The organism is Pontibacterium sinense (assembly GCF_015209595.1).
Lineage (GTDB): Bacteria > Pseudomonadota > Gammaproteobacteria > Pseudomonadales > Balneatricaceae > Pontibacterium > Pontibacterium sinense.
On the sequence record NZ_JADEYS010000011.1, the window covers coordinates 92,757 to 106,046 of the forward strand.

At 49.6% G+C, this 13,290-nt stretch carries 9 protein-coding genes; 6 read left to right on the forward strand and 3 right to left on the reverse strand.

All coding sequences use genetic code 11. The annotated features are described in order from the left end of the window. Positions 1 to 397 precede the first annotated feature (397 nt). The 5 genes from IOQ59_RS12135 to IOQ59_RS12155 all read left to right on the forward strand — a co-directional run bounded on the left by IOQ59_RS12135 (position 398) and on the right by IOQ59_RS12155 (position 8,864). Entirely contained in the window at positions 398 to 1,663 is a 1,266-nt protein-coding gene (locus IOQ59_RS12135) for an NAD(P)/FAD-dependent oxidoreductase (RefSeq protein WP_193953645.1), read from the forward strand. A 13-nt stretch (positions 1,664 to 1,676) separates the two neighbouring features. Then, complete coding sequence (nirB, locus tag IOQ59_RS12140; RefSeq protein WP_193953646.1) at positions 1,677 to 4,172, forward strand: nitrite reductase large subunit NirB; 2,496 nt, start codon at positions 1,677 to 1,679, stop codon at positions 4,170 to 4,172. 25 nt (positions 4,173 to 4,197) lie between these two features. Further along, complete coding sequence (nirD, locus tag IOQ59_RS12145; protein WP_193953647.1) at positions 4,198 to 4,545, forward strand: nitrite reductase small subunit NirD; 348 nt, start codon at positions 4,198 to 4,200, stop codon at positions 4,543 to 4,545. A 455-nt stretch (positions 4,546 to 5,000) separates the two neighbouring features. Then, positions 5,001 to 6,545, forward strand: a complete 1,545-nt coding sequence (locus tag IOQ59_RS12150) for a peptidoglycan-binding domain-containing protein (RefSeq protein WP_193953648.1) — start codon at positions 5,001 to 5,003, stop codon at positions 6,543 to 6,545. 336 nt (positions 6,546 to 6,881) lie between these two features. Then, entirely contained in the window at positions 6,882 to 8,864 is a 1,983-nt protein-coding gene (locus IOQ59_RS12155; protein ID WP_193953649.1) for a methyl-accepting chemotaxis protein, read from the forward strand. A gap of 94 nt (positions 8,865 to 8,958) precedes the next feature. Here IOQ59_RS12155 and IOQ59_RS12160 read toward each other — a convergent pair whose 3' ends face one another. From IOQ59_RS12160 to IOQ59_RS12170, 3 genes are all read right to left on the reverse strand, one after another. Further along, positions 8,959 to 9,522, reverse strand: coding sequence for a pilus assembly FimT family protein (locus tag IOQ59_RS12160; protein ID WP_193953650.1), 564 nt, complete (start codon positions 9,520 to 9,522; stop codon positions 8,959 to 8,961). Positions 9,523 to 10,119: 597 nt separating this feature from the next. Next, a complete protein-coding gene (locus tag IOQ59_RS12165; protein ID WP_193953651.1) occupies positions 10,120 to 10,359 on the reverse strand; it encodes a hypothetical protein in 240 nt (79 codons plus the stop codon). Positions 10,360 to 10,461: 102 nt separating this feature from the next. Then, positions 10,462 to 12,243 carry a TolC family outer membrane protein gene (locus IOQ59_RS12170; protein ID WP_193953652.1) on the reverse strand — a complete coding sequence of 594 codons (1,782 nt, stop codon included), beginning with the start codon at positions 12,241 to 12,243 and terminating at the stop codon, positions 10,462 to 10,464. Positions 12,244 to 12,553: 310 nt separating this feature from the next. On the opposite strand from IOQ59_RS12170, the gene IOQ59_RS12175 reads away from it, so the two are divergent. Continuing rightward, positions 12,554 to 13,243 (forward strand): transglutaminase-like cysteine peptidase, encoded by a 690-nt coding sequence (locus IOQ59_RS12175; protein WP_371871863.1) that lies wholly within the window; start codon positions 12,554 to 12,556, stop codon positions 13,241 to 13,243. Positions 13,244 to 13,290: the final 47 nt, after the last annotated feature.

Here is a 13,290-nt window from a genome sequence, read left to right on the forward strand (position 1 = left end):
CCGCTCTGTTGTCGAAAACCAACGATCTGTACGGCTTGGGATAGTTGTTTCTGATGTCCACTGTGTACCGAAAGCAGACCGCCCTAGTTTTTGCCCCTCATTGATACCAATTCCCCTCCGCACAATCTGGTGCACCCCGCCCAACTCCGTGCACGCTTTTAGTTCATATAAGCCCCTTCGCTATGTGCGAATACTCCTAAGACAGTACCAAAAAACAAATATACCCAACAAAAACAACATGTTAAAAAACCTGGCACCCTATCTGCTATATACCGTTTAAAAATAAAATTTAGTTTTAACGAATGAACAACGGCGTTCATCAACCACCGGCCCTTCCCGACCGGTTGGTCGATGAGCGCTTTTTTTTTGGCAACCGTGTGAAGGTTAAGGCGTAACGATGAAGAAAGAGCATCTGATCATTATCGGCAACGGCATGGCGACTGGACGGCTGCTCAGCGAGATTACCGCGCTGGATGCAGACCGGTACGAGATCACCGTGTTCGATCAGGAACCACACGGTAGCTACAACCGTATCATGCTCTCTCCCGTGCTTGCCGAAGAGATGACAGCAAAAGAGATTGTTATCCACACCGCCGACTGGTTTACCAATAACAACATCACACTGCACACCAACGACCCGATTGTCAGTATTGATCGTGAGAACAAAACAGTTACCAGCCAGCGCGGCGTAACCGCCCACTATGACAAGCTGGTGATGGCGACGGGTTCAGAACCCGCACTGCCCGCAGCAGCACGCGACTGCTCTCTGAACGGCATTCTCAGTTTCCGCAATATGCGTGATGTACAACGCATTAAAAGCCACGCCAACAACAGCGAACACGCCTTAGTTATCGGTGGCGGCTTACTGGGACTGGAAGCGGCTTATGGCCTGCGTAAACAGGGTGTGCATGTCACTGTACTGCACCGTGGAGAATGGCTGCTGAACCGTCAGTTGGACGAAGCTGCGGGCAAACTCCTGCAGACTGAGCTGGAACGCCGTGGCATCAACATCGTACTGGGCAAAGAGGTCACCGCCTTTAAGGGCGCTCAGCACATCTCTTCGGTCAGCCTGTCCGACGGCAGCGAACTGAACGTACAGCAGGTGGTTATTGCGATCGGCATCGTACCCCACACAGAGTTGGCAGAACGCGCAGGGCTTGAATGCCAGCGTGGCGTGCACGTGAACAACTGCATGCAGACCAGCGATGAAAATATCTACGCCCTGGGCGAATGCTGTCAGTTCGGCGATGACACTTTTGGCCTGGTTGCTCCGATCTGGGATCAGACCCGTGTCCTGAGCAACCTGCTCTGTGATGACGGCAGCCACCGTTTCGAGGTAAACCCTACGGCCACCAAACTCAAAATCTCCGGCATCGATCTTTATTCTGCCGGCGAATATCTGGACAGCGACGATACCGACGCAGTGATCTTTAACGACCGTCTGCGCGGCACCTATAAAAAGCTGCTATTCCGCAACGACCAGCTGGTCGGCACCGTGCTCTACGGCGCAGTGCAGGACGGTAACTGGTACTTCGACCTGATCCAGAACAAACAGAATACCCGGGCAATCCGCCCACATATCATTTTTGGCCGCGCTTTCAGCGAGAAAAAGAGTGCCACAGGCACCGACACAGAGCGCACAACCCTTGCGGCAGCTTCTTAAGAGGACCTCTCCCATGAGTAAACAGAAATTAGTAGTGATTGGTAACGGAATGGTGGGACACCACTATCTGGAAAGTCTGGTGGAGTCCGGTTTTGCCGAACAATACGAAATCACCGTGTTCTGTGAAGAACCGCGCCTGGCCTATGATCGTGTACATCTGAGTGCCTACTTTGACGGTTCAAGTGCCGATGATCTGGCCATGGGTACACCGGCGCTGTATGACAGCTGGGGCCTGAACGTCCTGATCGGTGAAAAAGCGGTCGAAATCGACCGTAAGAATAAAACCGTGACCGCGACCAACGGTGACGTGCTGAATTACGACAAACTGGTACTGTCGACCGGCTCGTACCCGTTTGTTCCCCCGGTTCCTGGCCATGAGCGGGAAAACTGTCTGGTCTACCGCACCATTGAGGATTTAGAGGCGATTGAAGCCGCTGCCAAGGGTTCCAAAGTGGGCGTAGTCGTGGGCGGTGGTCTGCTCGGTCTGGAAGCGGCAAAAGCCCTGCGTGATCTGGGTCTGGAGACCCACGTAGTGGAGTTTGCCCCCCGTCTGATGGCTGTGCAGCTGGATGAAGACGGTGGTCAGCTGCTGCGCAACAAGATCGAAGGCCTGGGTGTAAAAGTACATACTAATAAAAATACCCAGCTGATCGATGAGGGCGAAACCGCAAAACACTGTATGAATTTTGCGGACGGCAAAAAGCTGGAGACAGACCTGATACTGTTCTCCGCCGGTATTCGCCCCCAGGACGAACTTGCCCGTCAGAGTGGACTCGAGATAGGCGAGCGCGGCGGTATCGTAGTGAACAATCACTGCCAGACCTCCGATGAAAACATCTACGCCATCGGCGAGTGCGCCCTGTGGAATAATCGAATCTTTGGTCTTGTTGCGCCGGGCTACACCATGGCAAAAACAGCGGTCTCCCACATGCTGGGCGGCACTGAAGAATTTACCGGTGCGGATATGAGCACCAAGCTGAAACTGCTGGGTGTGGATGTCGGTTCCATCGGCGATGCGCACGGCATGACACCCGGTGCGATCAGCTACAAATACTCCGATGACAACACCGCCAGCTACAAGCGCATCATTGTCTCTGAAGACAAGAAAACCCTGATCGGCGCGGTGCTGGTGGGTGATTGTGAGCAGTATGACACCCTGTTGCAGTACGCCCTGAACGGCATCGAACTGCCCGAACATCCGGAAAGCCTGATTCTGCCAGCACTGGACGGTAGCTCTGCACCCGCGCTGGGGCCTGATGCATTGCCTGATACCGCAACAATCTGCTCCTGTCTGAACGTCACTAAAGGTCAGATCTGCTGCTCCATCGATGACGGCGCAACCGATGTAGGTATGGTTAAAGACGCAACTAAAGCCGCATCAGGCTGCGGTGGTTGTGCCGCACTGGTGAAATCGGTTGTCGATTGTGAGCTGGAAAAACGGGGTGTCGAGGTAAATACCGACATCTGTGAACACTTCCCGCATACCCGTGAAGAGATCTACCACATCATCCGTGTCGAAGGCATCCGCAGCTTCCATGAACTGATTGGCAAGCACGGCAAAGGTCTGGGTTGTGACATCTGTAAGCCCGCGGTTGGCAACATGCTGGCATCGTGCTGGAACGAGCACATCATGGATGAAAAGCATGTCAGCCTGCAGGACACCAACGATACCTTCATGGCGAACATGCAGAAGAACGGCACCTATTCCATCGTTCCCCGTATCGCTGGTGGCGAGATCACCCCGGACAAACTGATCGTATTGGGTCAGGTGGCAAAGAAATACAACCTCTACACCAAAATCACCGGCGGTCAGCGAGTTGACCTGTTTGGTGCACAGCTACATGAACTGCCACTGATCTGGGAAGAGCTGATTGCCGCCGGATTCGAAACGGGCCACGCCTACGGTAAGTCCCTGCGTACAGTTAAATCCTGTGTCGGTAGCACCTGGTGCCGCTATGGCGTCAAAGACAGTGCCGGTACGGCCATTAATTTAGAGAACCGTTACAAAGGGCTGCGGTCTCCCCACAAAATTAAATTCGCAGTCTCCGGTTGTACCCGTGAATGTGCCGAAGCTCAGAGTAAAGACATCGGTGTCATCGCCACAGAAAACGGCTGGAACCTGTATGTCTGCGGTAACGGTGGTATGAAACCCCGTCATGCCGACTTGTTCGCGACCGATCTGGACGACGAAACCCTGATCAAGTACATCGACCGCGTATTGATGTTCTACATCAAAACCGGTGATCGCCTGCAGCGTACCTCTGTCTGGATGGACAATCTGGAAGGCGGTCTCGACTACCTGCGCGATGTAGTCATCAACGACACTCTAGGCATCGCTGAGGAACTGGAGAAACAGATGGCACATGTTGTAGATACCTACGAATGTGAATGGAAAGCGACACTCAACGATGAAGAAAAACTGAAACGCTTCCGTACCTTCGTCAACGAAGACGGTGGCGATCCTCAGATCGTTAATATCATCGAACGCGATCAGATCCGTCCGGCTTAAGCCTTAGATTAGAAGGAGATAACAGATGAATACTGCAACGAAACTCGACTGGAAAACACTCTGCTCTCAGAACGATCTGGTGCCTTTTTCAGGCGTCGCGGCCAAGCTAGATGAAGCACAGATCGCACTCTTTTATCTGCCCGGTGAAGAGGAAAGCCTGTTTGCCGTGTGTAACCACGATCCTGTCAGCAGCGCGAATGTCATCGCCCGTGGCCTGATCGGTGATGTAAACGGAGAGCCTGTTGTTGCCTCTCCCCTGTATAAACAGCACTACGCACTAAAAAGCGGTTTGTGTCTGGAAGATGAATCCCTGCAGTTGCGTACCTTCCCGGTACGCATCAATGGTGATCATGTTGAAGTCCTCAACGCCTAACCCATAATTATAAGCAATGTCCCCCAACCCTAAGGGCCGTTATTAAACGGCCCTTTTTTTGGTCGAAATAAGGCAAGAGTGATACTCCCCCATTAAAACGCGCCTTAGACCGCAAGAGTTCCACTTTGTTCAGCATGAATTCAGATAACCAATGAGACACTCATCGACGAGTAGAAGCCAGATGCTAACCAATCAACACATTCCGATGTCATGCAACCGATCTGTGGGACCGGTATTCGAACCAACCCTTTGCCAGATGCAGCACATATGTCGAAACGTACAGCATTTGAATACCCACTCTTAACCCTTTTGCCTTATGCCTTATGTATTAAATAAATCATACTTATTATCGTTTCACGCTAAAACTAGTTACGTCATAGACGTTCGAGGTCAGTTTTGACGCGTAAAAATGTGTGGAGTGTACTCCTTACATTGCCCACTTTCAGGAGGAAAACATGGCTATTACCCGTAAAACCACCATGAAGCTAAGCGTGCTCTCTGCTTCGATATTGCTTGCTGCATGCAGTGCGAACGACCCAAAATCACAACAACTATCGCCTTACTCGGCAACTGAGCTAGAACAACGTAATCAGGAACTGCTGGAACGTGAGCGTGAAGTATCACGCCGTGAAGCTGAAGCGCAGAACGCACTGGCGGCTTCCAAAGAAAAAGAAGGTATCAACGATCTGCTTCCGCCAAACGCTAAATCCGGCGAATGTTATGCACGTGTTTGGGTCGAACCAACGTATCAGAGCTACACAGAGAAAGTACTGGTCAAAGAGGCAAGCGAGCGTGTAGAAATCATTCCAGCACGTTACGAAGCGCAATCTGAAACCGTTCAGGTACAACCCGCAAGCCAAAAGATCGAAGTCACTCCTGCTCAGTATGATGTGGTAACAGAGCAGAAATTGATTCGCGAAGCCGGTACTCAGTGGTTGGTTGATCTGGCTAAAGGCAGTGCGCCAGCCAGCAAGCAATTGCTGCAAGCGGCAAGTGCGCATGGTATCGATCTGGATGCGGCTCAGCCAGGTATGTGCTTCCACGAGCACTACAAGCCTGCTCAATTTGAAAAGGTTAAAGAGTCCGTGCTGGTAAAAGACGGATATGATGTCGTTGAAACTGTACCAGCCAAATTCCGCTGGACTGAAAAGCGTGTACTGGTGAAAGAAGCCAGCACCCGTATCGAAGAGATCCCAGCTCAATACGACACAGTCATGGAAGAAGTTGTCGACGTACCGGCCCACACTGTGTGGAAGAAAGGTACCGGTCCGATTCAGAAAATTGATGAAGCTACGGGCGAGATTATGTGTCTGGTTGAAGTACCCGCTACCTTCAAAAAGATCTCTAAGCGCGTGATGGTTTCTGCACCATCAACCCGTACCGTAGAGATCCCAGCAATTTACGACACCGTGCGTGTACAAGAACTGGTATCTGAAGCGAAAGAAGTCCGTAATACCGTGCCTGCCAAATACAAAGATATCAGCATTACGAAGAAAGTTGCCGATGTCGGATTTGTATGGCATGAAGTGCATAACATGCACCACCCTGCTTCCACACGTACAGGCAACAAAATTTGTCTGACTGAACGTGCAGCTGAATACGAAACGATTCAACGTACCGTTGTAACGCAGAAAGCCAGCACCAATACGGTAGATATTCCGGCTAAATACGAAACGGTGAAAGTAACCAAGCTGGTATCTCCTGCTGCAGAAAAACGGATCAAGATCCCAGCTGAATACGATACGGTATCCCTGAGTAAGATTAATCAGGAAGGTTTCATGGAGTGGCGTTCAATTCTCTGCGAAACCAATATGACTCGTACCACTATTATGGACATTCAGCGTGCTCTCGATGCAAAAGGGTACAACCCGGGTGCCATCGATGGTGTTGTCGGTCGAGAAACCATGAGCGCGGTGAACAAATTCCAGCAAGACAATAAGCTGCCAACCGATAAGTACATCAATATTGAAACGGTTAAGGCGCTGAGTGTTGAAATCTAAAACTCTCATATAGGGTTTAAGCCCTCCCACAGCAGCCCCTCCTACTCACAGAGGGGCTGTTCTTTATGCTAAGCACCGCATTTACTTCCCCTGCCCATCACATATTTGCTCGTTTCCCTCCAAGTCAAAGAGTTTACCCATTCAACAGCACTGACAGATAAGTCATTTCAATACTCATGAAATTCATACTTTGGTCGATGTAATTGTGAGGCTTTAGAAATAAGGATTAGACCAACCAGTCTTCGTCTTTGGCGTTTTCTGGACCTCTGATCTACAGTCAAAAGCTCAAATAATAATTAAAAAACAAAAACATATGGACAATGCGGGCGACGTACTATGAATTTATCTATAGGAATACGGGTTGGGGTCGGCTTCTTAGCCATGATCATACTCCTGATACTCTGCGGCAGCGCAGGTCTCTTTGGTGTGAATCAGGTCTCCTCTTCCCTTCTCTTTGTCTCAGGCCCGGCCAGAGACGTATCCGACGGCGGTCGGGAAACAACCATCAATCTGCAACAAGAGATGCTGGTCACCGAACGAATTCTCTCGAACGATATCCCTCTCAAGCAAGGCAAAAAAATGTTGAGGGAGTCCCGCAAAGCCTCCCGCGCATCACTGAAATCAATCAAAAGCACCGGCCTGATCGAAGAACAGGTACTCGTCAAAACAGAAAGCCTGATTGCCCAATATCGGGGTTCACAGCTGTCGCTACTCAGTGATTTCAAAACCATTCGTGAACAACGTATGCAGCTTCTGGAAGCCACTAACAACACACTCGACAAAGTGGCCGTTGCCCAGGAAGACGTGCTTATTAAAGCCGATGAGCATTTTCTGGATCGTCGCAAATCAGAAGAGCTTAACGACCTCGATATGATGCTGTCGGAAATACGCGTGGGTGTTCTGATGCGCAACTACAGCCTGCAACAGCTGTTTGAAGGTGCAGACCCGACCGAACAGATGCTGATTATGAACGAGCAGCGTAAGCAGCTAGTCGATACGCTGGATCGGGTGCTTCAACGTCTCAAATATCACGAGATGTCTGAGCAATCAGAAGGATTGGAACAATCCTTTCAGCAGATGCAGCAACTTTACGTGCAGGTCGTGGTTGAATTCACCACCTTTAAAGAATCACGTAAGGACATGGGCAAACTGATCGATCGCGTATTGGCCGCGCTGGAAAATGTTCAAAATAAAGGGACAGAAGCGGTCACCGGAGAGATCAGTAAAGTCGATGACTTGGTGACCACCGCCGATACGATGATTATCGCTGCCGCGGTTGGTGGCGTGCTGGCGGCAATTATTGCACTCGCCGTCACTATTTTCACCGTCGTTCACCCCATCCGTAACGTTGCGGAAAACCTACAACTGATCGGTGCCGGTGAAGGTGACCTGAACGTTTCTCTGCCTGAATCCGGCGCGACTGAATTGAAGACGCTGGCCGAGGGGTTCAACGGATTTGTTGAGAAGATCCGTACAACGGTGTCGGGCGTTTCCAGTGCCGTTGATGAACTCGGAAGCGCTGCCTCGTCCCTGCGTAATGTCAGCAATGACGCTGCCCTGGCTATCTCCCGTCAATCTGATGAAACCGATCAAGCCGCTGCCGCTATCAATGAGATGAGCGCAACGGCTACCGATGTTGCAGAAAACGCAGCCTCTGCTGCAACCGCCGCGAACAGCGCCGACAAGGCTGCGGATCAGGGCAAAAATGAAGTGGACACCACCATTGATGCGATCCGCAATCAGGTCAGTCAGTTGAACACAGCCGCGGGCGTCATCGAACAACTGGCACAGGACAGCAAGAGTATCGGAACGGTGCTCGACGTGATTAACGATATCGCTGACAAAACCAACCTGCTGGCACTTAATGCGGCCATTGAAGCCGCTCGTGCGGGCGATGCAGGACGGGGCTTTGCTGTCGTTGCTGATGAAGTTCGTGAACTGGCCAGTCGCACGCAGAGTGCTACAACAGAAATTCAGGATGTCATCAACAAACTGCAATCCGCCGCCTCCGAAGCGGTAACCTCCATGCACAACAGCCGCGATTATGCCGAACAAAGCGCCGCTCAGGCAGAGCATGCCGGCACCTCACTGAATGAAATCACACGTGAGTCCAGCACGATCAGCGACATGACGGTGCAGATTGCACAAGCCGCTGAGCAGCAAGCGGATGTAGCGGAAACGATTAACCAGAACGTCGTTACCATCAGCGAACGGGCGCGGGAAACACAGGACGCATCCACACGCATCAGCTCATCTACAGATGAGCTTGCGCTGATCGCGCAGCGACTACAAACGCTGGTATCCGAATTTAGGTACTAAGCAGAGAATGATCAACAAGTATAAAGGGAGGCTGAGCGCCTCCCTTTGTTATGGGATTAGGTGAGGACAACGATTCTTATCCGTGTACGTGTCATTAACACCCGGCCACAACCGTTCCGGTAATCGGATCATCCCCATTACTCGGGTTGTAATAATAGGCATAACAATGATCTGAAATCTTCATTCCTTCAAGCCAAACGATCACCAGACCCCGACCTGAAGTAGCGATAGGTAAACCACTGGCCTTTTTTTGATTGCCTACGCCACAGAATGCATTTTGGGTGCAGGATTGATTGGTTCTGGTGTAACCGATCTCTTTGCCAATATTCAGTGCATAACGCCAGGCGTTGTTCCAATGACCGGCAATATATCCGTCAGTCACCTTGATTCGATTTCCGTCCACGGTGATCCAGCCATCTTTAACGCCCTCGACCATGGATTTGGCCGCAACCATCGTAGAGGTCGATGCCATCGCTGCCTGAACACCCTCAACGGATGCTCGTCGGGCATCGGCACCTAAACTGACAAATCGGGGCAATGCGACAGATGCCAATATACCCAGTAATGCGATAACGACTACCAGATCAACCAGAGTGAAACCTGAAACAGGAGGATGAAGCGTACAAGACTTATAAAGAGGCATTTGATTGGTTCGCATCGGTATATCCTAAAATCACTTCAAGGAACATCGTAATACCGGAGTCGATCAAGATCGTGAGCACTGACCTCTCTTAAAGGCTTCTACTGAACAATCACCAACGATCGATATTGTTCAAAATACTAATAACTCTATCTGTATAAATCCTTACATGAAGCCAGATAAATCCAAGGTTCTGTTCAAAAACTTCTACGAAGGGGGCCACACCTTGAAATTGGTAAAGTTTCTTATAGGGTGAAAAATCATAATTACTGCAAAATACCACAGTTAAAAAACCTGTTAAGATCCGGGTTATAGGTAATCGTTCTTTGCGGTTCTTCTTTTCTATAACAACGTGTATACATTTAGCGTGCTTAGTTTTGTTTGCAGGTATGCGTAGAGGTATACGTGAACGCATATGTATTATATTTTCCGCCTCACCTTCTATAAAACCACTAAAAACACATAGATTTCATATAGTTGCAAAAACCAACACACTCTCCTATGAATATATTTTTGATGAACAGCAAGGCTGTATTGTTCAGTTTTCGTAAAACCTGCGCAGCGTAACAACGAACCAGCCGACATCCATCTCTATTTTTTTACGATCAAAACAACTCAATCTCCACCACAGTCTGCAAAACCATCGATGAAACTTCCGGTGTCAGAACCACCCAACTTCAATCCCTCTTTCGCCCGTTTTCGACTCTCCTTTTTATCGAGTTCATCCAAGCGTTTTTTATCATCCTCTGAATACAACAGTGCGACTGGAAACTGATAACCGCAAAACTCACAGGTTTTTACCCGGCGGTTATAGATCGCTCTATTACATTCCGGACATTTAAACTGAAAATGCATTTTTAACTACACCTTTAACGTCATCTATTTCAGGTAAACCAACATAAAAAAGCCTGCCGGACACACTGTCCCAAGCAGGCTTTTATAGAGCCGTATTAGCCACTACTTCGGCTTATCAATCACCATATCTACCCGGCGGTTAAGCTTCCTTCCACTTACCGTTTTGTTGGTCGCCATCGGTTGAGTTTCGCCATAACCCTTCACCGTCAACCGCTTAGGATCAATACTGTAGTCATCAATCAGACGCTTATACACCGCATCGGCACGCCGTTCAGATAACCACTGATTGTATTCATCGGTGCCGGTAGAGTCCGTATGACCCGCGATAACGGCATCCATATCAGGGTTCGCTTTCAGGTATTCCGCCGCATCATTGATGTCTTTATCGTATTTGTTAACCAACAAGGACGAATTTAGTGCGAACTTCACATCCATACGAAACGCAAGTTTATTACCTTCAATTTCCCGGAACCTATCGTCTTCTTTGATCAGTCCCGCCATCAAGGCGTCTTTATCGAATGTCTGCTGTACCGGCGTTTCAGGTGGGCAGCGTCCAAAGGCATCAGACTCATCAGCATGGCTAACCATCGCGTCTGCACCTGCAGTGCCAGCAACGTCAAAGGAAGACACTAACTGCCCCATGGCCGCCAACGTACGTGCCTGTGCCAACTTCAGATTATGCTCTGTGTTGACGTAGGTACGGCGGACTTCGAAGTATTCGTTTTCGGTATCGAGCAGATCGAGCAACGTACGTTGGCCGATATCAAACTGTTTGCGGTACGCATCGCGGGCTTTGCCAATCGCCTGCTGGTTGCGATCGAGGTACTGCGCCTGCTGCGTCAGGCTGTTGATGTCATTATGCGCAATCACAACTTGCTGGCGGACGTCACGGCAGACTTTACGGCGCTCGTGATAGGCGGTATCCATGCGACGATCAAACTGACGCTGACGGGCCCGGTCAGAACCCCCGTTATAGAGGTTGTAACTCATCAACAGTTCGATCGCTTCTTCGTCACGTTCGACATCAACTCCATCGGTGAAGTCTTCCACTTCCTTACGCAAGCGCAGGTCCAATCGGGGCAACATATCGGCATCTTTGGATTTACGTGCCGCTTGCGCAGCCAGCATATTTTCTGTCGCGGCATTCAGATCCGGATGCATCACATACGCACGGTTCAGTGCGTCATTACGTGTGACAGGGATCAGCTCAGTTTTGAGGCTGGGTTCATCAAGCTGTTCTGCTGGTAGCTCGCCAATCACTCGCTGGAAACGGGCGGTAACATCATGCAGATTGGTCGCTTCGGTCAGGAGGTTCGCTTCAGCCAGAGCCAATCGTGCTGTCGCCTGCTCCAGATCGACGCGCCGGCCAATACCTGCGTCGGTGCGCTCTTTGATATCATCATAAACTTGGCGGTGCTCAATGTAGTTTTCCTTCGCTAGCTCGACGAGTTTTTGGTAACGCAAGGTATCGAGGTAGGCCCGGGTGGTGTCGAGCACAACATCTTCAGATGTTTTTCGGAACTGGTAAAAGCGGACTTTACTGACATGATTCAGGCGTGCTACTTCGTTTTTCGTCGCAAAACCATCAAACAACATCTGTGTCAGGCTCAAACGCACACTCCAAGGATCGTACGAGATGTCGGATGTGTTATCTCGGTCCAAACGCTCATGCCCTATCTGCGCATTCAGGTCCACCCGTGGGTAATACCCTCCTTTGCCAACCCGCTGCTCTTCCTCTGAGGCTTCAAAGTTGTACCAGCTGGCTTTCACCTCGGGGTTCCCTTCAACCGAACGAGAGATCGCATCGTTAAGAGAACTTACGGGTTCGGCCCAGGCTGGGGCTGCTGAGATCACTAATGCAGCCAGAAATAAACGATTGCTCATTTTCTAATCTGCCTTTCAAAATCATCGGTAAAATCCACTGATTAAATTTTAACCAGCAGTCGTATATTTCAAGATAGACGACAGTGGTATGTAAAGACAGCTTTACACCTAAAAAATTGAGGATTAATTATTCAAGAAAAGATAGAATCGGCCGATATTTAACCAGATGTCGCGGCACCATTGTAAACAGAGACGCTATAAACAAAGAAACATCAGGTCATTTTTCAACCAGAAGTTTATTTTTCTCTGTTAGCACCATTTTTGGCTTTATTCAGTTTACTGATCAGTTGTTTAGTCAGGAGCAGTATTTGTGCGTTTAAGAATCGGTACATGGGCAACAAACAGTCTGTTTTCGCTGTTCCTTCTGGGTGCATCAGCCAGTGTTGTTGCCAATACATCAGTAGAAAATCTCGAAAGCCTGAGTAATATCCAGAATCTGGCCGAAAGCCGTTATGGCAATCTAGCAGCCGATTCAGTGAGTCGCTGGCGCCACCTGTTAGATGCCAGCTACAGTTTGCCTGAGCAGGAAAAACTCCAAAGAATCAATAAGTTCTTTAACCTCCACGTATACTACGACGAAGATAAGAAAATCTGGCAGAAGGCTGATTATTGGGCCACACCACTTGAAACGCTGGCCCGAGCACGTGGCGACTGTGAAGACTTCACCATCGCTAAATATATCTCTCTGCGTCTGCTGGATATTCCCGCAAACAAGTTAAAGTTAACGTACGTTAATCTTTATCCGGTAATCGGAGATAATAGCGAAAAACAAGCACACATGGTGTTGGCTTATTATCCGGACGAACAGTCAGACCCGCTTATTCTGGATAACTTACAGGGTAAAATACTACCCGCATCCAAGCGCCCTGAATTAAAACCCGTGTTCAGCTTTAATGACTCTACAATGTGGATCAATGGCCAGCAAAGCGATGTAAAGCCACAGTTACGCCTTAGCAGATGGCGCGATGTTTTAAATCGTATGCACGACGATGGTTTGTAATAAAAAACAGCCATCGTCGCGCGGGGCTAATTAGAACCTCTGAACAG

Excerpts from the sequence above, each read along its gene's own strand:
- IOQ59_RS12135 (WP_193953645.1), top strand. The coding sequence starts at position 398 with ATGAAGAAAGAGCATCTGATCATTATCGGCAACGGCATGGCGACTGGA.
- nirB (WP_193953646.1), top strand. The coding sequence starts at position 1,677 with ATGAGTAAACAGAAATTAGTAGTGATTGGTAACGGAATGGTGGGACAC.
- nirD (WP_193953647.1), top strand. The coding sequence starts at position 4,198 with ATGAATACTGCAACGAAACTCGACTGGAAAACACTCTGCTCTCAGAAC.
- IOQ59_RS12150 (WP_193953648.1), top strand. The coding sequence starts at position 5,001 with ATGGCTATTACCCGTAAAACCACCATGAAGCTAAGCGTGCTCTCTGCT.
- IOQ59_RS12155 (WP_193953649.1), top strand. The coding sequence starts at position 6,882 with ATGAATTTATCTATAGGAATACGGGTTGGGGTCGGCTTCTTAGCCATG.
- IOQ59_RS12160 (WP_193953650.1), bottom strand. The coding sequence starts at position 9,522 with ATGCGAACCAATCAAATGCCTCTTTATAAGTCTTGTACGCTTCATCCT.
- IOQ59_RS12165 (WP_193953651.1), bottom strand. The coding sequence starts at position 10,359 with ATGCATTTTCAGTTTAAATGTCCGGAATGTAATAGAGCGATCTATAAC.
- IOQ59_RS12170 (WP_193953652.1), bottom strand. The coding sequence starts at position 12,243 with ATGAGCAATCGTTTATTTCTGGCTGCATTAGTGATCTCAGCAGCCCCA.